The sequence below is a fragment of the Streptomyces sp. NPDC037100 genome (genome assembly GCF_055606225.1).
This window is the reverse complement of the sequence record NZ_JBVJSX010000005.1, coordinates 394240-415868: the sequence shown is the minus strand read 5'-3', so window position 1 is coordinate 415868 and position 21629 is coordinate 394240. Positions and strand designations below refer to the sequence as shown.

Genomic DNA, 21629 nt, shown 5'->3' with positions numbered 1-21629 from the left:
CATGACGCCCACCAGCATCGACGACAAGAAGCAGGCGTGGCCGACCTCCCTGCGGTCACTTCCGTCCGGGCCCGGGGCCGATGCCCCGCAACTCCCTGATCGTGCCGCCGAGCTTCGCGCGGAAGGACTCCAGCAGCGCCGGCTTCACGCTGACCACCCAGCGCGTGCCGACGAGGTACTTGCCTCCGTAGACGCGCGCCTCCTCCAGCCAGGTCTCCTTGAATTTCTCCTCGGGGAAGGTGGTGATGATGTAGTCGGCCTTCTCGGTATGACACAGGCCCTGGCGCAGTTCGTCGGCGTCGATGCGGATCTTCGCCTTGCAGCCGGTCAGCCCGGCGATCACCTCCACCTTGGCCGGTGCGACGACCCCGGCGGCGGGGGCGGCGGTCACACTCGGCGCCGCCTTGCCGCCGCGCGCGCCCCCGGCGTCGTCACCGCCGCCGCAGGCGGTGACGAGGGGAAGGACGACCAGGACACCGGCCGCCGTGACGGCACGCAGCCGGAGGGCGCGCGAGGGGTTTCGCCGGGTGGATCGTACGGGCGCTTGCTGCTGGGACACGTCGCCTCTCCGGGTGCGGGCTGTCGGCCTTTGTTCAGGAGCACTCGCTGTCCTCAGGAGTACTCGGGGAGGAGTACGCACAGGTCCGGGTGGGCGTTCACGCCCTACGCGGCCTCCTCCACCGCCTCGCCGCGCGCCCCGTCGGCCGGTCCGCCGAACTGGGTGCGGTACAGCTCCGCGTACCGCTGCCCGGCCGCCAGGAGTTCCTCGTGGGTGCCCCGTTCCACGATCCGGCCGGCCTCGACGACCAGGATCTGGTCGGCCGCGCGCACGGTGGAGAGACGGTGGGCGATCACGACGGCCGTGCGGCCTTCGAGGGCTTCGGCGAGGGCTTCCTGGACGGCGGCCTCGGAGGTGTTGTCGAGGTGGGCGGTGGCCTCGTCGAGGATGACGACGCGCTGGCGGGCCAGCAGCAGCCGGGCGATGGTCATGCGCTGGCGTTCGCCGCCGGACAGGCGGTAGCCGCGCTCGCCGACGACGGTGTCGAGCCCGTCGGGCAGGGACCGTACGAGGTCGTCGAGGCGGGCCCGGCGCAGGGCGTCCCACAGGTCGCTCTCGGTGGCCTCGGGCCGGGCGAGCAGCAGGTTGGCGCGGACGGTGTCGTGGAAGAGGTGGCCGTCCTGGGTGACCATGCCCAGGGTCTGTCGCAGCGAGTGCGCCGTGAGGTCGCGGACGTCGACGCCGCCGATGCGCACGGCCCCCTCGTCGGTGTCGTACAGGCGCGGCATCAGCTGCGCGATGGTCGACTTGCCCGCGCCGGAGGAGCCGACGAGTGCCACGGTCTGGCCGGGTTCGGCGCGGAAGGACAGGCCGTGCAGCACCTCGTCACCGCCTCGGCCGTCCAGGGAAGCCACCTCCTCCAGGGAGGCCAGGGAGACCTTGTCGGCGGCCGGGTAGCCGAAGCGGACCTGCTCGAACTCGACCGCCACGGGCCCGTCGGGCACCGGGCGCGCGTCCGGCTTCTCCTCGATGAGGGGCCGGAGGTCGAGCACCTCGAAGACCCGCTCGAAGCTGACCAGGGCGCTCATCACCTCGACGCGCGCCCCCGCGAGCGCCGTCAGCGGGGCGTACAGCCGGGTCAGGAGCAACGCGAGCGACACGACCGCGCCGGGTTCCAGGGCGCCGCGCAGGGCGAACCAGCCGCCGAGGCCGTAGACCAGAGCCAGGGCGAGCGCCGAGACCAGGGTGAGCGCGGTGATGAAGGCCGCCTGGGCGGTCGCGGTCCGGATCCCGATGTCCGCGACCCGGCGCGCCCGTTCGGCGAACTCCCGCGACTCCTCCTCGGGACGTCCGAAGAGCTTGACCAGGGTGGCGCCGGGGGCGGAGAACCGTTCGGTCATGCGGGTTCCCATCGCGGCGTTCAGCGTCGCCGCCTCCCGCTGCATCCTGGCCATGCGGCTGCCCATGCGCCGGGCCGGGATCACGAACACCGGCAGCAGCACCAGCGCCAGCAGGGTGATCTGCCAGGACAGGGTGAGCATCACCGCGAGGGTGAGCAGCAGCGTGACGAGGTTGCTGACCACTCCGGACAGGGTGTTGCTGAACGCGCGCTGTGCGCCGATGACGTCGTTGTTGAGCCGGGAGACGAGGGCGCCCGTACGTGTGCGTGTGAAGAACGCGACCGGCATGCGCTGCACATGGTCGAAGACGGCCGTCCGCAGATCGAGGATGAGATGCTCCCCGAGCGTCGCGGACAGTCTCCGGCCGAGGATGCCCAGGGCCGCCTCCGCCACCGCGATCACCGCGATGAGCAGGGCGAGTCGTACGACCCTGTCCTCGTCCCCGTGGGACACGATCGTGTCCACGACCCATCCGGCCAGGACGGGCGTCGCCACGGCCAGCAGGGCGGTGCCCACACCAAGCAGGACAAAAAGGACGATACGGCGCCGGTGCGGGCGGGCGAACGCGCCGATGCGGCGCAGGGTGGCCAAGGCGAAGGGGCGGCGCTCCCGTTCGGCGTTCATGACGCTGTGCAGCTGTGTCCAGGCTGTGGTCTCCATACTCATGGGAGCGACCGTAGAACCTCAAGCAATCTTGAGGTCAAGAAGCTCGCACATCGCCCCGACATCCCGCACAATCGGCCCGATCCCCCTCTTCCCCGTCCCTTCGCACAAAAGGCCCCGATGACGCTCCCCACCCAGCCGCTTCCCGCGCGCAATCCCCAGTCCCCGCTCCCGCAACCCGCAGTTGGCACGGCCTGGACAGCCTCTACAGATGTGACAGCGGTACAACTCCCCGAACTCCGGCCGGGACGACTCCCCCGTCGCGTCCCGGTCCGTCGTCTGCGGCAGATCCTGTGTCTGCTCCCGCTCCTGCTCGTCACCGTGGTCGCGGTGCAGCACCGGTCGGTGCTGGCCGCCGGTTTCGCACACCTGGGCACCGCCGAGTGGCCCTGGCTGCTGGCCGCGGTCGGAGCGACCTGCCTGACCTGGGTCGCCGCCTCCTGCACCCGGCAGGGCGCGGTCGTGGAACGGCTGCCCCGACGACGCTTGCTGGCCACGCAGTTCGCGGCCGGCGCGGCCAACCACCTGCTGCCGACCGGGCTGGGCGCGAGCGCGGTCAACCTGCGGTTCATGACGGTCTGCGGCCTGCCCCTCGCCCGCTCCTCGGCCGCCCTCGGCCTGTACCTGCTCGCCGAGAGCGCCGGCCGGGTCCTGCTGCTGGGCGCCCTGCTCGTCGCGTTCCCCGATGCGCTGCGGCTCGGCACGCTGGTGCCGGAGACGGCGTTCGGTCCGCTGCTGGCCGGCGTCGGGGCGGTGCTGGTGATCGCCGCGACGGTACTCGTCCTCGTACGGCGGCTGCGCTCGGCCCTGGTCTCCTTCCTGCGGACGGCGCTCGGCGAGGCGCGCTCGGTGCACACCCGGCCCGCCCGGGCCCTCGCCCTGTGGGGCGGGTCCTTCGCCTTCCCGGCCCTGCAGGCGTCGGTCCTGGTGCTGGTGGGGCGGGCGCTGGGGCTGGACGTCCCGGCCGCGCACATGGCGGTGGCCTACCTGGCGGCGACGGTGGCCGTCGCGCTGGTGCCCACGCCGGGCGGCATCGGCTCGGTGGAGGCGGCGCTGGTCGTGGCACTGGTCGCGGCGGGCGGCCCGGCCGCGGTGGCCACCGCCGTCGTCCTGGCCTTCCGGGTCATCACCGTCTGGCTGCCGCTGGTGCCGGGCGCGCTGACGCTGGCGGCGCTGGTGCGGCTGAAGGTGATCTGACCGAGGCCGGAACCGGGCATGACGAAGTGTCATGTGCAGTAACTCACCCTCCCCCGACCCCCGTCTCCGGTTCGGCACCCCGTGCGGGATACGGCAGGATGAACGATCGTGCCGACCCCAGGTCAGGGTGGTCGGGCACCTTCGAGCATCCCGGAAAACGAGCAGGTGACGACGTGACGAGACTTCACATCCGACCGCCGGTGGCGGCGTTCGCCGCGGTTCCCCGCCCCGGAGGTGACCGATGAACCGGGCACTCACCGTGGACGACCTGCTGTTCGCCGGCATCGCCCTCGGCTCGGGCCTGCTGGCGGCGTTCGCGCTGCGCGTCCTGCTGCGCTGGCTGGGAAGGCACGCCGACCGCACCCGCTGGAGCGGGGACGACGTCATCGTGCACGCGCTGCGGGCCGTGGTGCCCTGGGCCGCGGTCGTGGGCGGCGTGGCGGGCGCGGCGGCGGTGCTGCCGCTGACCCGGACGGTGCAGCACACCACCAACCAGGTGCTCACCGTGCTGCTGATCTTCGTCGCGACGGTGTCGGCGGCCCGGGTGGTGACCGGACTGGTGCGCACGGTCACCCAGTCCCGCTCCGGAGTCGCCGGATCGGCCACGATCTTCGTCAACATCACCCGGATCCTGGTCCTGGCGATCGGCTTCCTGGTGGTGCTCCAGACCCTGGGCATCTCCATAGCCCCGCTGCTCACCGCCCTCGGCGTCGGCGGTCTGGCGGTCGCACTGGCGTTGCAGGACACCCTCGCCAACCTCTTCGCGGGCATCCACATCCTCGCCTCGAAGACCGTCCAGCCCGGTGACTACATCCGGCTCAGCAGCGGTGAGGAGGGCTACGTCGAGGACATCAACTGGCGGCAGACGACGATCCGCAACCTGTCCAACAACCTCATCGTGCTCCCCAACGGTCAGCTCGCGCAGGCCAACATGACCAACTTCATGCGCCCCGAGGAGCAGCTGACCGTCCTGGTGCAGGTCGGGGTGGCCTACGACAGCGACCTGGAGCACGTGGAGCGCGTGACCAACGAGGTCATCGCGGAGACGATGACCGAGGTCGACGGCGCCGTGCCGGACCACGAGCCCATCATCCGGTTCCACACCTTCGGCGACTCCCGCATCGGCTTCACCGTCATCCTGGGCGTCGGCGAGTTCAGCGACCAGTACCGGATCAAGCACGAGTTCATCAAGCGCCTGCACAAGCGGTACCACACGGAGGGCATCCGCATCCCCGCCCCGGCGCGCACGGTGGCGCTCCAGCAGGGCGGGGTCGTCATCCCGCAGCAGCGCACCGGCGCGATCGAGCCGGGTGAAGTGGCCTCCGTCCGGCTCGACTAGCAGATCACGGCCTGACGGGCGTCAGAGCGTCGCGGAGTTGTCGTGGTGCCCGCTGTCCCTCCGGTTGCGCGGCGCCGAGAGGGACGGCGCGAGGGGCGTCACGGTCCAGTCCGGGTGGCCCGGCATCCGCGGCGTCTTCGTGCCGTACAGCCACTCCCGCAGGAATCCGGAGAGGTCCTGGCCGGAGACCTCCGAGGCGACCGCGATGTAGTCCTCGGTGGAGGCCGAGGAGTCGCGGTAGCGCTCCAGGAAGGCACGCTCGACGGCGCTGAAGGCCGCCTCGCCGATCTGCTGCCGCAGCGCGTAGAGGACGAGGACGCCACCCAGGTAGCGCTGGCTGTCGAACAGATTCGCCGCGTTGGGCGCGGCGACCGGCCCCGAGGTGCGGCGCCACTGGTCGCCCATGGCGTAGGTGTCCTTCATCCGGGCTTCCATGGTGGTCATGCCCTTGGAGTCGGCCCAGCCGCGCTCGTAGCGGTACAGCAGGCCGTAGAAGTCGGCGTGGCCCTCGTTCAGCCACAGGTCGGCCCAGGTGGCGGGGCTGACGCTGTTGCCGAAGTAGGAGTGGACCAGCTCGTGCATCATGTGCGAGCCGATCTTGCTCTCCTCCTGGAGGAGGTAGTTCGGCTTGTAGAGCGTGAGGGTCTGGGTCTCCAGGCCGGTGAAGTCGAAGGCGTTCGAGGCGTCGTTGTTGCAGGGCAGCAGGCCGTACGTCTCGAAGGGGTACGCGCCGAGCCGCTGCTCGACCCACGTCACCAGGGCCGGCGTGAGCGCCAGGGCCGGTTCCAGGGCGGCGGCCCGGGCCACGGGGACGACGTCCCGCAGTGCCAGGCCGTGCGGGCCCTGCCGGTCCTTGATCACATAGTCGCCGACTGTGATCTGCACCACCTCGGTGGCGATCGGCGAGCCGGAACGGTACGTGTACGCGGTCCGGTCGCCGGACAGCTGCTCGGTACGTACCAGCCGGCCGCTGGCGACGCCCCGCAGCCCGGCGGGAACGGTGAGGCGGAAGGTGAAATCGGCCTTGTCGGAGGGGTGGTCGTTGCAGGGGAAGACGGTGTGCGCCAGGTTCGGCTGGCAGCACACCGCGAATCCGTCCGGGGTGGCCACCCAGCCGCCGGCGGGCGGCGGGATCCGGCGCGGGTCGGCGCCGTAGGCCACGCACACGGTGACCCGGGCCTTCGCCGCGAGCTCGCGTGCGGGGGTGATCCGCAGCTTCTCGGCCACCTGCTCGAAGGCGGCGGTGCGGCCGTCGACGCGGACGGAGCGTATGTCCAGGCCGAGCGCGTCCAGGGAGAAGCGGCTCAAGGCCTGGGTGGTGCACAGGGTCAGGGTCGCGGTGGCCTCGACGAGCTTGGTCGTGGCGTCGTAGGCGAAGTCGAGGTGGTAGGCCGAGACGCGGTATCCGTCGTTGCCGAGGGCGGGGTAGACGGAGTCACCGAGGGTCTCGGCGCCCGGGGTGGCGCCGGTGCCGGGGGCCGCCTGGGCCGGGATCCCCGTGGTGAGTGCCGCTGCCGTGCCGATCAGGGCGGCCGCGGGGGCCGTCACTCTGCTGCGATATCTCATGGTCCGCTTTCGCTCGGACGGCCGGGTGGTCAGGTCCGGCCGTGGCTTGGAGTGAGTGATCTCTCTCCAGGACTCGGCAACGGGGCGATCGGTTGCACGAAACTGGTCGCGGACCCCTGTCGAGACGAGGTCGCTCACGAGATATCTTGATGTCGAGCAATGTTGCAGACGTGGAGCGGAGCACCCGGTGACTGACTCGACCATCATCTATACGCACACTGACGAGGCCCCCGCACTGGCGACGTATTCCTTCCTGCCGGTGGTCCGGGCGTACGCCTCGCAGGCGGGTGTCGCTGTGGAGACCCGCGACATCTCGCTGGCCGGGCGCATCATCGCCGTGTTCCCGGAGTACCTCACCGAGGACCAGCGCATCCCGGACGCCCTCGCGGAGCTCGGCGAGCTGGCCAAGACGCCCGCCGCCAACATCATCAAGCTGCCGAACATCTCGGCGTCCATCCCTCAGCTCAAGGCCGCCGTGGCCGAGCTGCAGGGCCAGGGCTACGCGCTGCCGGACTACCCGGACGACCCGAAGACCGACGAGGAGCGCGAGATCCGCGCCCGCTACGACAAGGTCAAGGGCTCCGCCGTGAACCCGGTCCTGCGTGAGGGCAACTCCGACCGGCGCGCCCCCGCCTCGGTCAAGAACTACGCCAAGTCCCACCCGCACCGCATGGGCGCCTGGACCCCCGAGTCCAAGACCAACGTGGCCACCATGGGCCAGAACGACTTCCGCTCCACCGAGAAGTCCGTCGTGATCGCCGAGGACGGCGCGCTGCGCATCGAGCTCGTCGGCGACGACGGCACCACCACGGTGCTGCGCGAGTCCGTACCCGTCCTCGCCGGTGAGGTCGTCGACGCCTCCGTGATGCGTGTCGCCGCGCTGCGCGAGTTCCTGACCGCGCAGGTCGCCAAGGCCAAGGCCGAGGGTGTGCTGTTCTCGGTGCACCTGAAGGCGACGATGATGAAGGTCTCCGACCCGATCGTCTTCGGTCACGTGGTGCGCGCCTTCTTCCCGAAGACGTTCGCCCAGTACGGCGACAAGCTCGCCGCGGCCGGCCTCACCCCGAACGACGGCCTGGGCGGCATCTGGAAGGGCCTGGACGCCCTGCCGGAAGGCGCCGAGATCAAGGCCGCCTTCGACGCCGAGCTCGCCGAGGGCCCGGAGCTGGCGATGGTCGACTCCGACAAGGGCATCACCAACCTGCACGTGCCCTCGGACGTCATCATCGACGCCTCCATGCCGGCCATGATCCGCACCTCCGGCCACATGTGGGGCCCGGACGGGCAGGAGCACGACGCCCTCGCGGTCATCCCGGACTCCTCCTACGCGGGCGTCTACCAGGCCGTGATCGAGGACTGCCGGGCCAACGGCGCCTTCGACCCGTCCACCATGGGCACGGTGCCGAACGTCGGCCTCATGGCGCAGAAGGCCGAGGAGTACGGCAGCCACGACAAGACGTTCGAGATCGCCACCACGGGCACCGTCCGTCTGGTCGACGCGGGCGGCACCGCGCTCATCGAGCAGGCCGTCTCGGCCGGTGACATCTTCCGCGCCTGCCAGACCAAGGACGCGCCGATCAAGGACTGGGTGAAGCTGGCCGTCACCCGCGCCCGCGCCACCGGCGACCCGGCGGTGTTCTGGCTGGACGAGACCCGCGCGCACGACGCCAACCTGATCGCCAAGGTCGACACCTACCTCGCCGAGCACGACACCGAGGGCCTGGACATCCGGATCCTCAACCCGGTCGAGGCGACGAAGCTGTCGGTGGAGCGCATCCGCCGCGGCGAGAACACGATCTCGGTCACCGGCAACGTCCTGCGCGACTACCTGACCGACCTGTTCCCGATCCTGGAGCTGGGCACCAGCGCCAAGATGCTGTCGGTCGTCCCGCTGATGGCGGGCGGCGGCCTGTTCGAGACGGGAGCGGGCGGCTCGGCGCCGAAGCACGTGCAGCAGCTGGTCAAGGAGAACTACCTGCGCTGGGACTCGCTGGGTGAGTTCTTCGCCCTGGTGCCGTCCTTCGAGCAGCTGGCGAAGGTGGCGGGCAACGCCCGCGCCCAGATCCTGGCCGACACGCTCGACCGCGCCACGGCGACCTTCCTCAACGAGGACAAGTCCCCGACCCGCCGCGTCGGCGGCATCGACAACCGCGGCAGCCACTTCTACCTGTCCCTGTACTGGGCGCAGGAGCTGGCCCGGCAGACCGACGACGCGGACCTGGCGAAGGCCTTCTCCCCGCTCGCCGAGACGCTCGCCGCGAACGAGCAGAAGATCGTCGACGAGCTGGTCGGCGCCCAGGGCAAGCCGGTCGACATCGGCGGCTACTACCAGCCCGACCCGGCGAAGGCCGCGGAGGTCATGCGCCCGTCCGCCACGTGGAACGAGGCCCTGGCGTCCCTGAGCTGACGCCCGGTCCCCTCACTCCCCGACTCCGCCCCGACCGGTGCACCGCCCGGCCGGGGCGGAGTCCTCTCTACCCCGCCGGCTCGAACCGCTCCGTCGCCTGCGCGACCGGGGTACGGTCGGCGACCAGGCCGGCGAGCCGGTCCAGTCCGCGCTCGATCTCGTCCGGTTCCAGCACGCTGAAGGACAGTCGCAGCTGCCGGAATCCGCCGCGGCCTCCGTAGAAGTGGTGCATCGGTGTCCACAGCACGCCGAACTCCCGTGCCGAGTACTCCAGCATCGCGTCGTCCGCCCGGAAGGGCACCGTGAGGACGGTGAACATGCCGCCGCGCGGCACGTTCCAGCAAACGCCCGTACCGGCCTCGAAGCGTTTCTCCAGGCCGTGGAGCACGGCCCGCAGATTGCGCCGGTACACGGCTGCCTCACGGGTCGTGGCCCGGACCAGGCTGCAGTCGTTCTCCAGCAGGTATCCCCCGATGACGGCCTGCGCCACGGTGGACGTGTTGAGCGTCAGCATGCTCTTGAGCTTCGCCAGCTCGTCGGCGAGCAGTCCGCCCCCGATCATCGGCTGGTCGGCGACGACGTAGCCGACCCGGCCGCCCGCGAACGCGGCCTTGGCGAAGGAGCCGAAGTAGAGGACCCTCCGGGACCGGTCGAGGGACTTCAGGGTCGGCGGCCGGCCGCCTCCCGCGTGGAAGAGCGAGTAGGGGTTGTCCTCCAGCAACAGCAGGTCCTCGCGCGCCGCCAGTTCCACCAGCCGTTCCCGGGCCGCCGTCGGCATGCTGGCGCCGCTCGGATTCGCGAAGTCCGGTACGACGTAGCACGCCCGGGGCCGCAGGCCCTCGCCGCGCGCCAGCCGGATCTGCCGCTGGAGATCGTCCAGGTCGATGCCGTCCGCGTTCTCCCGAACGCCGCGGACGGGCATGTCGACCAGCCGTGCCGCCCCGAGGAAACCCACGTACGCGGGGAGCGCGGCCATGACCACGTCCCGGGCGTCGCGGCGCAGGGCCCGCAGGGCCAGCACCATGGCTTCCTGGCAGCCGGTGGTCACCACGACCGACTCGGCGTCGACGGCCAGCGCCTCGTCCTGCTGCAGCTGGGCCGCGATCAGGCGGTGGATGAACCCCTTGGTCCGGCCGTACTGGAACAGTGTGCGGCGGATCTCCTCCGGCCCCTGGCCGAGGTCCCGCGCCAGGTGCCGCTCGAACAGGCGAAGCCACCGGGCGAGGGACTCCGGTGCGTAGAAACCCTCGTAGGGGCGGCCGGCGGCGAAGGACACGGCGTCCGGAAAACGGCCCACGATGTCGTTGAGGAGAGTCATGGACGCCAGTACGGGGTCCATGACCGAACCGTGCAGTTCGACGGGGTCCAGCAGGACATCGGGGCCGCCGTGCGCGCCCGGGGCCGAGCGCCCCTCGGAGGGCTGCTCGCCGACGCCGCTCAGCATGCTTCACCGTCCCCGGTACGCCGCAGCACGACGGCGTTGCACGCCCGCATGCCGGTTACCTTTCCGTCGGGGCCGGTCATGAACTCGATCACTCCTCCGTCGAAGGCGAACAGGGTGTCGGTGAGCCGGGTGCAGGGGAACTCCCGGTCGTCCTCGCGGGAGTAGAGGTGGAGTCGGTCGTCCCGCACGGAGCAGGTCACCGTGTCGATGCGGTGATACGTGCCGGTGAAGGCGGTCAGACCGGCGGGATCCGGAGTGCTCGTACCGTCCGGTGCGAAGCGCCGGCACAGACTGCCGTCGACGACCACCCAGTCCGTGCCGGCGCCGGCGCCCGCGGGGAAGCCGACCGAGACCGTCGTGCCATCGGCCGCGATTCCCTCGTACCGGCCGTCGTCGCGGACGCTCAGCCGGGCCCGTCGGCCGTTGACCTCGGCGAACGGGCGTCCGTCCCGCGACTCCAGGCGGACCAGGCCCAGGGCCGGCCCGACGTACACGCCGGTGCGGGACGCCCAGGTCTGCGTGGCGGGCCGGGTCGGCACGTGTGGTGGTGGGACCGGCCGGGTCGTCCCGGCGCCGGTCCGGCGCGGCAGCCACGGCGTCAGAAGCCGGCCGAGGAGGGCGAACCCGTCGAGATCGGGGGGCAGCGCGTTCACCAGCAGGACCGCGCCGAGCGAGTGCTCCGGAAGCAGCAGCGCCCACGCCCCGTAGCCCCCGATGTCGCCGTCCTGGCCGACCGCCGTGGTGCGCTGGGTGTGCCACCGGTGAAAGCCCAGTGAGGAGGCACGCCCGTCGGGAAGGTGCAGCCGGGCGTGCTCCTCGTGCATCAGCCGCAGGTCGTCCCGGTGGAGAAAGTTCTCCGGCGCCCGGCTCCCCGCCAGCTGGGCGGTGAGGAACGCCGCCATGTCGAGGACGTTCGAGTAGGCGAAGCCCGAGGGGTGACGGGCGACGTCGTCCACGACCTGGTGCTCGACCCGCCAGTCGCCGCCGGGGCCCCGGACGTGCGGCAGGGCCAGGGGCCGGGTCAGGGCGGCAGCCGGGTCGAAGGTGGTGTGTGCCATGCCGAGAGGCTCGAACACCTGGCGCCGCATCAGCTCCGGGTAGGGCAGACCGGCGGCGGTGGCGGCGACCAGCCCGGCGAGGTCGTAGCCCGGGTTGCTGTACGCGTAGCCCGTGCCGGGCGGTGCGATCGGTGTGTAGCCGCGCAGCAGGTCGTGCACCGCCCCGGACATCAGCGAGGAGTCCCGCGGGCCCTCGGGGTAGAAGTCCTGCGGCAGACCGGAGGTGTGGCCGAGGAGGTGCCGCAGGGTGATGTGCTCGACGCCGGGGTAGCCGGTTCCCGCCAGCGACGGCAGATAAGCCGTCACCGGCCGGTCGAGGTCGATGGTTCCGGCGCGCGCCAGGCGCAGCACCGCCGCCGCGGTGAGCGGCTTGGTCACCGACCCGAGCCGGAACAGCGTCGCCGGGGACACCGGCGCACCGGCCTGCGTCCGGGCGGTGCGGCCGGCACATCCGGTGTGCACGGCACCGGCGCTGTCGACCACGGCCACCGCCAGGCCGGGGACGTCGTGCTTCTCCCGTGCCTCATGACACGTGCGCTCCACCAGGGAGGTGTCCACCGCCAGGCCCCTCAGGCCGCCGGAGAGGGCGCCGCGACCCGCACGGAGATCCTGGCCAGCGCCTCCTCCGCGGCGCGCAGCGCCTGGTGCGGGCCGGTCCCGTGCTCGGTCAGCACGTAGCCCAGGCGGGACTCGATGTCGCCCTGCTCGGGTGGGGCCACACGGTCGCCCGGCTCGGTCAGTACGGTGGCGCGGACGACGTGCGGCGCGGCCGTCGCCTCCCGCACTCCGTCGACGGCGCGTACCTCTCCGGTCTCAGCCGCCAGCACCAGGCGTACGCATGCGCCGCCCCGGCGGTCCGCCACCAGGTCGGGCCGCTCGCCGAGCGCGCACTGCAGGGCCGCACGCGCCAGGTCCACGCCGAGTGCGCGGTGCACCAGTTCGGGGATGAGGACGCCGGGCAGCCGCGGGTTGACCTCGACCACCCGGACTCCCTGAGCGGTGACCTTGAACTCGGTGTGGACGGCCCCGGACCTGATCCCGAGGGCACGAACGGCCTCACGCGTCCAGTGCCGCAGTTCGCGCTCGGTCTCGTCGGTCGTGCGGGCCGGCACGAGAAGACCGTCGTAGACGAAACGGGCCTGGCCGGCACCGGCGGGAACGATGGTCTGCAGCCCGTCGGTGGCGGTGACGACGTGCACCTCGTCGTCGACGACGACCGACTCCACACTGACCAGCGGCCCGTCCAGGTACTCCTCGAGCAGGACCCGGTGGTATTCCCGCGGCAGATAGCGGTAGGGGGAAGCGGCCCACTCCCAGGCCTCCGGCAGCGCCTCGGGCTCCGTCAGCCGGGAGACCCCCTGGCCGCCGGAGGCCGCCACCGGCTTCAGCACCACCGGCAGCTCCAGCTCGGCGAGGGCGGCGCGTGCCTCGGCGAGCGACGTGGCATGGCGGAAGCCGGGCCCCGGGACCCCCGCCGTTTTCAGGCGGTCGCGGGTCGCGGACTTGTCCATGCAGAGCCGTACGGCCGCCAGTGTCGGTCCGGGCAGGCCCAGTTCCTCCGCGAGCGCCGCGCCGAGCTCCATCAGCTCGTCCTCGTGGGTGAACACGCCGTTGACGGCATGGGCACGGGCGTACTCCGCCAGCCGGGGCACATGGGTCAGCGGATCCTCGTAGAGGTCCGGCAGTACGTGCACCTCGGCGACGCCGTCGGGCACCGGGTCCGGCGCCGCGCGCATGACCAGGTGCACCTCGGCGCCGAGGGAGCGGGCCGCGTCCAGGACGTAGGCGCGGTAGTGCGGATCCCAGTCGAGGATCAGCAGGTTACGCATGGCGTGATGGTGGCCTTCCGTGAGCGGGGCGGACGTTACGCGGGGACGCGCTGGGTGAGTACGGTCGGCAGGGTCGGCGACGCGAAGGGGGCGGGGTCGGCGTCCGGGCGGCGGGAGAGGACATGGCCGACCAGCTCCGCCCGCTGGATGTCGAAGCCGTCGTAGCCGAGGTGGAAGCTCGGGTCCTCGCACCGGTCCAGGGACACGACCTTCTCCAGGACGGGCGGGTCGTCCGCCTCGTACCGCCACAGCGGGTCGATGCGGAACCCGAGGCGCTTCTTCAGCAGATACAGGCCCGTCGACACGTCATGGCCGTAGAAGTTGGGGTCGGCGCCGGCCGCCAGCCGCTCATAGCCGAGTTCGTGGGCGACCTCTCCGGCCCGCAGGAAGAGGTACCGCATGATGCCCGGATCCGGACAGGACGGGTCACAGCCGAAGTAGATCGCCCGCAGCATGCGGTGCGCCGGCACCTTCAGGGTGATCAGGCCCGCGATCATCCGGCCCTCGTGGTGGAGGTAGAGCGCCACCACGCGCTCCGGCCGGGCCCGGAAGTCGGCCAGGTCGTCCGCCGCGTACAGGGTCCCCTTGGGGAGCCGGGCGATGTGCCGGCGGTACAGCTCGTACCAGGTGTCGAGGCTGTCCGGCTCGACCGGGGACTGCACCACGAGGGTGTGCTCGGGTTCGAGCCTGCGGACGGCGACGCGCGTCGACTTGCGCAGCCGGGGGTGCAGCGTGGCCAGGTAGGCGTCGATGGTGTCGTACACCGGGCGGGACCAGAAGAGCCACTGGGGTTTGAGGCGGAAGCCCTGTGGCGTCAGCTGCTCGTACTGCTCCCGGGTCGGGTCCTCGAGCCGCAGCATGTGGAGTCCCGTGCCCGGGGGCGGTGTGCCGGTTTCGAGGTCCGCGGCGTCGAGCAGTCCGATGCGCAGATCGTGGTGGTGCACGGTCTTCATGACACTCCTTCGGCGGCCGCTGCCTCGGCCTTCTCCAGGGCGGCGTCCGCCCGCTGCGCGCGGCCCCAGACGCCGGCGCAGACGGCGAACGTCACCAGCAGTCCCGCGGCGGAGGCCCAGAGCAGGGGCCGCGGGCCGAGCGTGCTGACGAGGACACCGCCGAGGGCGACGCCGAGCGGTTCGACGCCCATGGACAGCGTGCGGAAGGCGCTGTTGACCCGCCCCTGGAGTTCGTCGGGCGTCCGCGAGAGCCGGAAGGAGACCACCGCGACGGAGTAGACGGGCCAGAGGACGTTGGTGAGCGTCAGGCCGAGGGCCAGGAGGGCGACGGACGGGGCGCCGGCGGTCAGTGCCGCCGCCACGGCCCACAGCAGGACCGGTCCCAGGGTCAGGAAGCGCAGCCCGAACCGCTCGTGCAGCCGTCCGCTGGCGAGCGCGCTCACGATCGGGCCGAGGCCCGCGATGCTGAAGACCAGGCCGACCAGTGCCGTGTCGACGTCCAGGTCGTCGGTGGCGAGCACGATGGTGCTGAGATACAGCGGCGCCTGGAACAGGTTGACCAGGGTGGTCATCACCATCAGCAGCCGCAGCAGACGCTGCCGCCACAGGTAGGACATCCCCTCCCTGAGGTCGCCCCACAACGACCGTTCACGCCGGGGCTCGCGTTCGGCCTGCAAGGGCGTGCGGACGAAGAGCAGCGCCACCCCGGACAGCAGGTAGGTGACCGCGTCGACGACATAGCCGTACACCGCGCCGAGGGTGGAGTTGCGGGCCTGGGCGATCAGCACGCCGCTGATGGCCGGTCCGGAGACGGAGGCGACCGAGTCCCCCACCTCGTTGAGTCCGTTCGCGGTGGCGAGGTGCTTGGCGGGGACGACACGCGGCAGCGCCGACAGCTGTGCGACGTTGTGGAAGACGTGTCCCACGCCCTCGACGAAGGCGACCACGGCCAGGTGCCCGATGGTGAGCGCGTCGAGCGCGTAGGCGACCGGCACGGTGGCCAGCGCCCCGAACCGCCCGAGGTCGGACGCCACCATCACCCAGCGCCGGTCCCAGCGGTCGATCAGTACGCCCGCCACGAGGTTGAGCAGGATGTAGGGGGCGAGCCGGGCCGCGCTGACCAGGCCGACGAGCAGCGGGGAACCCGATATCGCGAGCGCGAGGATCGGAATGGCCAGGTTCGACAGGGCCGTTCCCAGCGAGGACACCGTGAAGCCGCCCCAGAGAACCATGAAGTCCCGGTTGGTGGCCAAGGACCGCCAGGTGTCCAGACGCCGGGCGCGGGCGTCGGGGGGCGCGGCCTCGGCGGGGGCCGCCTTCGGGTCGGACGGAGGACTCTGTGCTTCCACCGTGGGGTCAACTCCTCGCACTGTACTGATTCAGGAAGAAACGCATCTGCTCGATGGTCCGTTCGAACTCGGGCCGCTCGGTCGCACAGGACATCCGCAGCCAGACCGACCGGTCCGGGGTGCGCGTGGCGGCCAGCCGGGCATCCGCCGCGAAGCCCTGAAGCGGGTAGCAGGCCACCCGGGCCTCGTCGAACAACCGCGTGCCGAACGCCAGGTCGTCCGTGTCGGGGCTGGGCAGACGCACCAGGTGGTTGAAGCCGCCGTGCATCGGGGTGCGCGCGGTACGCCATTCGGCCAGGGCCTCGTCGCTGAGGCGTGCGTTGGCGAAGATCAGGCCGTACATGGCGTCGATCTCCTGGGCGTACTCGTCGAGCCCTTCCCGGTCCTCGCCCGACAGGACGGCGAGCGACGCGTCGTTGAGGTGCTCCAGCCGTTTCCACAGCGTCGAGGAGACCTCTCCGCCGCGGCGCAGACGGTGCAGGAGACCCGAGTACGCCAGGTCCCGCGCGATCCCGGAGACCGCGACCAGGGGTGGGCAGCCGCCGAAGCGCTGGTTCTCGATGTGGTCCACGAACCGCTGCGGGCCGAGCACGTAGCCGAAGCGCAGTCCGCTCACCGCCCGTCGCTTGGCCAGGCTGTCGACACAGATGGTGCGGTCCCAGTAGTCGTACAGGTCCAGGGCCGCGCCGTAGTTGAGAGCGCTCAGCCCGGGGTGCGCCGCGAAGTCCGAGCTGATCTTGTCCAGGACGAGGTGGGTGCCCCGCCGGCTGAGGATGTGGACGATCTCCTCGAACTCCTCCTGGGTGTGCTGCTCACCCGAGGGGTTGTTCGGCTCGGTGAGGAAGAGGACCTTCGCCTCCGTCCGGTCGAGCGCCTCGGCGATCTCGGCGGGAGTGGGCAGGAAGCGGCCCTCCTCGCGCGCCCACACCTCGCGCACCCGCAGCCGCGCCGACAGCACCGTCTGATGGACGATGGAGTACTGCGGGCCCGCCACCAGGACGTCTCCCGTGACGCCGCTGTCGCGGAGGTACTCGAAGGCCAGCCGGATCCCTTCCGCGGCTCCCACGGTCAGGGCGCACTCCACGTCCGGCAGCGGTGAGCCCTTGACGCTCTCCTCGTACACCAGGGCGGCGCCCCGCAGCACCGACTCCCCGAGCGGCCCGCAGTAGCAGTTGATGTACTTCCAGTCCCTGGCGTCCTCGGCGATGCTCCGAAGGATCACCGACGGTGGTCTGAGGAAGTTGACCCCGGAGGACACCATGTGGACGGTCTCGCCCCGGTAGCTGGAGTAGTCGACGATGTTGTAGTGCTGTTCGAGCCGATAGATCGGGGAATCGTTCCACTCGATCGCTTCGACGGGCCGTCCGAGCAACGGCCTTCCTTCGGTCACGGTCGTCATCGCCGTCTGTCCTCCCGTTTTCTGTCGTGTGCCGCCGGGCCGGGCCCGGTCAGCGAAGCGGTCCCAGGACGCTGTCCAGCGCCCTGGCCGCCAGCGCCGGCGCCAGCCGCACTCCCGAGCCGGATCCGCCCACGACGGCCGCGAGCCCCGGCATGCCGGGGGCGGTGTGCACCAGCGGCAGCCGGCCGGGCGTGTACAGGTCGTGGAAGGCCCGGCCGCCGACGACGGCGTCCGCCGCGCGGCTGCTGCGCGCGGCCAGCGCCGCGGTGCCCTCGTGCAGGTCGGCGGCATCGGCCCGGCCGTCCAGCGTTTCCGGGTCACCGTCCCAGGAGTCCCGCCGGAAGCTGACCAGGGCCTGCCCCTCGCCGAGCGGCAGGACGAACAGGTCGTCGTCGACGAAGTAGACCAGCGGGTCGTCGATCCGGACCGGGAGCTGCGCGTGCAGCGCGGCCACCCGCTTGCGCCGCGCCTCGGGCACCGCCGCCCGCAGGCCGGGCGGAAGCGGCTGCGGCAGGTCCCACGGGCCGACCGCCACGACCACGTGGCGGGCCTCCCACTCGTGCCCGCCCGCGGTCAGCCGGTAGCCGTCCGCCGCCCGCTCGACCCGCTCCACCCGCTGCCCGATCTGCACGGCGGTGTGTCCGTCGCGGACACAGTCCGCCAGCAGGGCCTCGGTCAGTCCGCGTGCCACCACCGCCGTTCCGTGGCCCCGGTGGGTCACCGCGTGGTCACCGGCCCCCCACCGCAGACCGGGCAGCATGCGGTGCATCCGGTCCAGGTCGTCCTGGTCCGCCGGTACGAGGTCGGCGACCGAACGCCTGCGGAAGTCCTGGAGCCGGTCGCCCGCGACCACGTACACCATCCGGACCGGGCGCACGAACAGCCCGGCCGGGGTGTCGCGGAGCTCGTCGTACAGGCGACGGCTCTCGGTCACCAGCGCGTGGTGCTGCGGGGTGGCGGCCAGCGGGAAGTCCGCGCCGGCCGACCAGGCGGTGGCGCCCCGCGCCGGGACGTCCCGCTCCAGCACGACGGTGCGCCAGTCCGGACGCAGCCTGGCCGCCCGGTGCGCGACGAACGATCCGATGATGCCGCCCCCGACGACGGCGAGGTCCGCGCTCACCGGTCCTCCCCCTGCCGCCACCAGACGCTGAACACCTCCAGCGGCCCGTCCGGGCCGGCGGTCGCCTGGTGACCGGTCCACGGGGGGAAGAACACGCAGTCCCCGGGCCGGAGTTCGACCGTGTCGTCGCCGCACCGGACGACGCCCTCACCGGAGCGCACCATCCACAGTTCGGCCACCTCGTGCCTGTCGGGCTCGCCGGTCGCGCCGGCGGGGACGGTGAAGCGTGCCGTGCGGAACGGCCAGCCGGCCGGGACCGTGCCGGGCCCGCAGGGCACCTCCTCCATCACCGTGCCGGAGGGAGCCGGTGACGACTCGCCGTAGGACACCTTCATCACTGCGCTCATCTGTGCTCCGCGAGAGTCGTCGTAGGGGCCGTGGGGGCGGGGTCGTGCGTGAGGGTCCTGGGCTCCCAGGCCCAGTCGACGGTGGTCAGGGCACGGTCGATCCGGTAGATCTCGCGCCCCGCGATGGAGTTGAGGACCCGTGCGCTGCGCCAGGCGGTGAGACTGAGGTTGGGGTCGGCGATGCCGTGGGTGTGCTCGGCGAAGTTCTGCACGTAGATGCGCAGGTCGGCCGGACCGTCCCACTCCAGCGAGTAGTCCGGGCGCACCCGCAGCTCGCCGTCGGAGTCCGTGAGGCGGTCACGCAGTGGTTCCATGAAGTCGGGGAAGCCGCTGCGGTAGCCGGTGCAGAACACGACGACGTCCACCGCGCAGGACTGGGTGGTGTCCCGGTCCTCGTCCCGCAAGGTGACGTCCAGCGCTCCGGATCGCCGGCGTACGTCCACCACCCGGCGGCAGGGCACCAGGTGGTGCCGGAGACGGCCGTCACCCGTCATGTCGAGCAGATAGAGCTTCCGGTAGACGCTGCGCAGCAGGGACTCGGAGACACCGTCGCTGGCCAGGCGCTGCCGGCCCAGCAGCGTGCGGCGCCGGTCCTCGGACAGGCCCTGGAAGTGGTCCACGTAGGGGGGTGCGAACCACTCGTTGGTGAACGGCGAGTCGTCGATCGGCAGGAAGCCCTCCCGGCTCGAGACCCAGGTCAGCTCGGACGGCAGCCGCCGGTCGTCGGACAGCAGGTGGTTGACGATCTCGGCGCCGCTCTGTCCCGCGCCCACCACCATCACCCGCCGCCCCGCCACCTGTGGGCGGACCGTCAGCAGTTCGCTGCCGTGCAGGACCTCCGGTCCGCGCAGGGAGGCCGCGAAGTCCGGCAGGACGGGTTCCTTGCCCGTGCCCAGGACCAGGGACCGGGCCAGGAGCCGCTCGCCGCCCTCGCAACTCACCTCCAGGCCGCCGTCACCGAGCACCACGGACTTCACGCGGCGCTCGAAGCGGATCGACGACAGCTGCTCGGCGGCCCACTGGTAGTACTGCTCGAACTCCAGGCGCGAGACCGCCGTGCCGTTGGCCATCAGCGAGCGGTACACCCTGCCTTTGTCGACCAGGAAGTTGAGGAAGGAGTACCGGCTTGTCGGATCCACCAGAGTCACGAGGTCCTTCATGAAGGAGACCTGCAACTCCGCCCCGGGCAGCATGATCCCGGGGTGCCACTGGAAGCGTGGCTTGACCTCCAGGAAGGCCGCGCTGAGGTCGGTGACCGGCTCTGCGAGTGCCGCAAGGCTCAGATTGGAGGGTCCGGCTCCGACCCCGATGAACTCGAACCGTTCCACGATCTCCCTCTTTCGCCGCTTGTGGTTCACACCCGCCGGCTGCCGGGCAGGAAGAGCGGGCACTCCCCCGCCAGTTCGCCGACCTTGACGTCGGACGGGGCGAGGGCCGCCCACCGCAGGCCGTTCTCCTCGACCGAACCCGGGCACCCCAGGGCGGTCCACAACTGCTGGGCCATGGCGGGCGCCACCGGGTACAGCCCGGCGGCGAAGGCCGCCGCGGCGGCCAGTTCGGCCCGCACGCACTCGACGAGGGCCTCGTGCAGGCCACCGGGCCTGCCCGCCAGCCGCTCCAGGTCGGTCCCGGTGGCCGCGGCCTGGCGCACCAGCAGGTCGAGCCGGTCGAGCACCTGGTCCGGGGCGAACGACTCGGGCCGGTACGCCTCGGCGACGGCCCGCAGCGTCTCGTCGGTACCACGCCGCAGCCGGGCCACGGTGGCGGCCGGGCCGGCCGGTGGCGAGGAGCCGGGGGCCGTCGGGGTGGCGTCCGCCGCCTCGCAGCGCCGGGCCAGGTCCACGAGCCAGCGATGCCAGCGGGTCAGTGCCCCCCTGTTGACCCGGGTGTCGAAGCCGTCCCAGGTGAAGTCGGTCTGCTCGACTGCGGGGCGCTCCCAGTTGAGCTGGATCCGCAGGTGGTCGGCGGGCACGTCGTCCAGCACGTCGAGCAGCCAGACGGCGTGCTTGCGGCTGGTGGAGAACTTCAGGCCGTCGAGCCGGTAGAACTCGTTGGAGACGAAGTCCGTGGGCAGCGGTACCCCGGGATCGAAGGCGCGCATGACCGCGGGGAAGAGCACCGCGTGGAAGTAGCCGTTGTCGTACCCGAAGCACTGCACCACCCGGCGGCCGCCGCCCCAGGGGCCTCTCGGTCCGCTGTCCGCTCCGGCCGCTCCGGCCGCTCCGGCCGCTCCGGCCGCTCCGGCCGCGAGGTAGCCGGCGGCCATCTCGAACCAGACGTACACCCGCTGGTCCTCGAAGCCCTGGACCGGCACCGGCAGGCCCCAGCTCGCCGGATGGGACACCGCGATCTCGGGCAGCCCCTCGGCGGCCATGGTGTGGCACAGGTCGGTCAGGTGACCGTTCATGCGGTTCTCGGCCCAGAACCCGCGCAGCGTCTCCGTGTGGCGCTCCAGGGGCAGGTAGAGCCGTTCGCAGTCCCGCGTTTCGCAGGGTGTGCCGCAGACGGTGCAGACCGGGTCGCCCAGGTCGGCGCAGTCGTTGGGCCGGCCGCAGACCTCGCAGGCGTTGCCGCAGGACCTCGTGCCGCAGTGGGGGCAGGTACCGGCGACGTACGCCTCGAACGCCCAGCGCTCGCACGGGCCGCAGTACGGCAGCGGGCGGGTCCGGGCCACGATGTCGCCCTGCTCGTAGAGCTGCCGGAACATCCGGGCGGTGAGCTCGCGGTGCGGCGCGTCGCGGTCCGGCCTGCCGATGACGTCGTAGCGCAGACCGGCGCGTTCCCAGGCCCGGACGATGCGGTCGCCGAACCAGCTCGCGGTGGTGGCGGCCGTGACGCCCTCGCGCACGGCGAAGGCCTCGGTGTAGCTCTGGTTGTCGTCGATCCCGGTCAGCGTCAGGACGTCGGCGCCTTCCGCGCGCAGGCGCCGGGCCATGACATCGGCCGCGAGGTACGGACCGGACAGGTGGCCGAGGTGCAGGTCACCGTTGGGGGTGGGCGGGGTGGCGGTGATCAGCCATGATGCGGAACTCATCGTGCCCTTCTGTTCAGGAGGACTT

16 protein-coding genes are annotated in these 21629 nt (G+C 71.7%); 3 read left to right on the top strand and 13 right to left on the bottom strand.

Translation table 11 applies throughout. The features are described from left to right. Positions 1 to 55: 55 nt before the first annotated feature. Both ACZ7EG_RS19340 and ACZ7EG_RS19335 read right to left on the bottom strand, forming a co-directional pair. Complete coding sequence (locus ACZ7EG_RS19340) at positions 56 to 559, bottom strand: hypothetical protein (protein ID WP_471079830.1); 504 nt, start codon at positions 557 to 559, stop codon at positions 56 to 58. A 104-nt stretch (positions 560 to 663) separates the two neighbouring features. Then, on the bottom strand, positions 664 to 2559 hold the full coding sequence (locus ACZ7EG_RS19335) for an ABC transporter ATP-binding protein (protein ID WP_471080403.1): 1896 nt from the start codon (positions 2557 to 2559) through the stop codon (positions 664 to 666). Between the two features lie 216 nt (positions 2560 to 2775). On the opposite strand from ACZ7EG_RS19335, the gene ACZ7EG_RS19330 reads away from it, so the two are divergent. Continuing rightward, on the top strand, positions 2776 to 3759 hold the full coding sequence (locus tag ACZ7EG_RS19330) for a lysylphosphatidylglycerol synthase transmembrane domain-containing protein (protein ID WP_471079827.1): 984 nt from the start codon (positions 2776 to 2778) through the stop codon (positions 3757 to 3759). A gap of 241 nt (positions 3760 to 4000) precedes the next feature. Beyond that, positions 4001 to 5098, top strand: a complete 1098-nt coding sequence (locus ACZ7EG_RS19325) for a mechanosensitive ion channel family protein (RefSeq protein WP_471079824.1) — start codon at positions 4001 to 4003, stop codon at positions 5096 to 5098. 21 nt (positions 5099 to 5119) lie between these two features. On the opposite strand, the gene ACZ7EG_RS19320 is transcribed toward ACZ7EG_RS19325, so the two are convergent. Continuing rightward, positions 5120 to 6664, bottom strand: a complete 1545-nt coding sequence (locus ACZ7EG_RS19320) for a M1 family metallopeptidase (RefSeq protein WP_471079821.1) — start codon at positions 6662 to 6664, stop codon at positions 5120 to 5122. 187 nt (positions 6665 to 6851) lie between these two features. On the opposite strand from ACZ7EG_RS19320, the gene ACZ7EG_RS19315 reads away from it, so the two are divergent. Then, a complete protein-coding gene (locus ACZ7EG_RS19315) occupies positions 6852 to 9071 on the top strand; it encodes an NADP-dependent isocitrate dehydrogenase (protein WP_471079818.1) in 2220 nt (739 codons plus the stop codon). A 67-nt stretch (positions 9072 to 9138) separates the two neighbouring features. Here ACZ7EG_RS19315 and ACZ7EG_RS19310 read toward each other — a convergent pair whose 3' ends face one another. The 10 genes from ACZ7EG_RS19310 to ACZ7EG_RS19265 are packed head-to-tail and all read right to left on the bottom strand — an operon-like array spanning position 9139 to position 21604. After that, positions 9139 to 10515, bottom strand: coding sequence for an aminotransferase-like domain-containing protein (locus tag ACZ7EG_RS19310; RefSeq protein WP_471079815.1), 1377 nt, complete (start codon positions 10513 to 10515; stop codon positions 9139 to 9141). Further along, positions 10509 to 12131 (bottom strand): serine hydrolase, encoded by a 1623-nt coding sequence (locus ACZ7EG_RS19305; protein WP_471079812.1) that lies wholly within the window; start codon positions 12129 to 12131, stop codon positions 10509 to 10511. Before ACZ7EG_RS19305 ends, ACZ7EG_RS19310 begins: the two co-directional genes overlap by 7 nt. 11 nt (positions 12132 to 12142) lie before the next feature. Beyond that, positions 12143 to 13402 carry an ATP-grasp domain-containing protein gene (locus ACZ7EG_RS19300; RefSeq protein WP_471079809.1) on the bottom strand — a complete coding sequence of 420 codons (1260 nt, stop codon included), beginning with the start codon at positions 13400 to 13402 and terminating at the stop codon, positions 12143 to 12145. Between the two features lie 35 nt (positions 13403 to 13437). Next, a complete protein-coding gene (locus ACZ7EG_RS19295; RefSeq protein ID WP_402356702.1) occupies positions 13438 to 14355 on the bottom strand; it encodes a GNAT family N-acetyltransferase in 918 nt (305 codons plus the stop codon). Further along, on the bottom strand, positions 14352 to 15704 hold the full coding sequence (locus ACZ7EG_RS19290) for an MFS transporter (RefSeq protein WP_402356705.1): 1353 nt from the start codon (positions 15702 to 15704) through the stop codon (positions 14352 to 14354). The genes ACZ7EG_RS19295 and ACZ7EG_RS19290 overlap by 4 nt, the downstream gene beginning before the upstream one ends. Before the next feature lie 7 nt (positions 15705 to 15711). Next, a complete protein-coding gene (locus tag ACZ7EG_RS19285; RefSeq protein WP_471079804.1) occupies positions 15712 to 17103 on the bottom strand; it encodes a pyridoxal phosphate-dependent aminotransferase in 1392 nt (463 codons plus the stop codon). Positions 17104 to 17152: 49 nt separating this feature from the next. Next, positions 17153 to 18223 carry an NAD(P)/FAD-dependent oxidoreductase gene (locus ACZ7EG_RS19280; protein ID WP_402356710.1) on the bottom strand — a complete coding sequence of 357 codons (1071 nt, stop codon included), beginning with the start codon at positions 18221 to 18223 and terminating at the stop codon, positions 17153 to 17155. Further along, the gene (locus ACZ7EG_RS19275; RefSeq protein ID WP_402356713.1) at positions 18220 to 18570 is read right to left on the bottom strand and encodes a cupin domain-containing protein; all 351 of its coding nucleotides are present in this window, start codon (positions 18568 to 18570) and stop codon (positions 18220 to 18222) included. Before ACZ7EG_RS19275 ends, ACZ7EG_RS19280 begins: the two co-directional genes overlap by 4 nt. Continuing rightward, positions 18567 to 19898 carry a lysine N(6)-hydroxylase/L-ornithine N(5)-oxygenase family protein gene (locus tag ACZ7EG_RS19270; protein ID WP_471079800.1) on the bottom strand — a complete coding sequence of 444 codons (1332 nt, stop codon included), beginning with the start codon at positions 19896 to 19898 and terminating at the stop codon, positions 18567 to 18569. The genes ACZ7EG_RS19275 and ACZ7EG_RS19270 overlap by 4 nt, the downstream gene beginning before the upstream one ends. Before the next feature lie 26 nt (positions 19899 to 19924). Further along, the gene (locus ACZ7EG_RS19265; RefSeq protein ID WP_471079797.1) at positions 19925 to 21604 is read right to left on the bottom strand and encodes a class I tRNA ligase family protein; all 1680 of its coding nucleotides are present in this window, start codon (positions 21602 to 21604) and stop codon (positions 19925 to 19927) included. Between the last annotated feature and the right edge of the window lie 25 nt (positions 21605 to 21629).

Bases quoted from the DNA above. Each gene is read 5' to 3' on its own strand.
- ACZ7EG_RS19295 (WP_402356702.1), bottom strand. From the start codon at position 14,355: ATGAAGACCGTGCACCACCACGATCTGCGCATCGGACTGCTCGACGCC.
- ACZ7EG_RS19325 (WP_471079824.1), top strand. From the start codon at position 4,001: ATGAACCGGGCACTCACCGTGGACGACCTGCTGTTCGCCGGCATCGCC.
- ACZ7EG_RS19335 (WP_471080403.1), bottom strand. From the start codon at position 2,559: ATGGAGACCACAGCCTGGACACAGCTGCACAGCGTCATGAACGCCGAA.
- ACZ7EG_RS19320 (WP_471079821.1), bottom strand. From the start codon at position 6,664: ATGAGATATCGCAGCAGAGTGACGGCCCCCGCGGCCGCCCTGATCGGC.
- ACZ7EG_RS19300 (WP_471079809.1), bottom strand. From the start codon at position 13,402: ATGCGTAACCTGCTGATCCTCGACTGGGATCCGCACTACCGCGCCTAC.
- ACZ7EG_RS19285 (WP_471079804.1), bottom strand. From the start codon at position 17,103: ATGACGACCGTGACCGAAGGAAGGCCGTTGCTCGGACGGCCCGTCGAA.
- ACZ7EG_RS19275 (WP_402356713.1), bottom strand. From the start codon at position 18,570: ATGAGCGCAGTGATGAAGGTGTCCTACGGCGAGTCGTCACCGGCTCCC.
- ACZ7EG_RS19265 (WP_471079797.1), bottom strand. From the start codon at position 21,604: ATGAGTTCCGCATCATGGCTGATCACCGCCACCCCGCCCACCCCCAAC.
- ACZ7EG_RS19310 (WP_471079815.1), bottom strand. From the start codon at position 10,515: ATGCTGAGCGGCGTCGGCGAGCAGCCCTCCGAGGGGCGCTCGGCCCCG.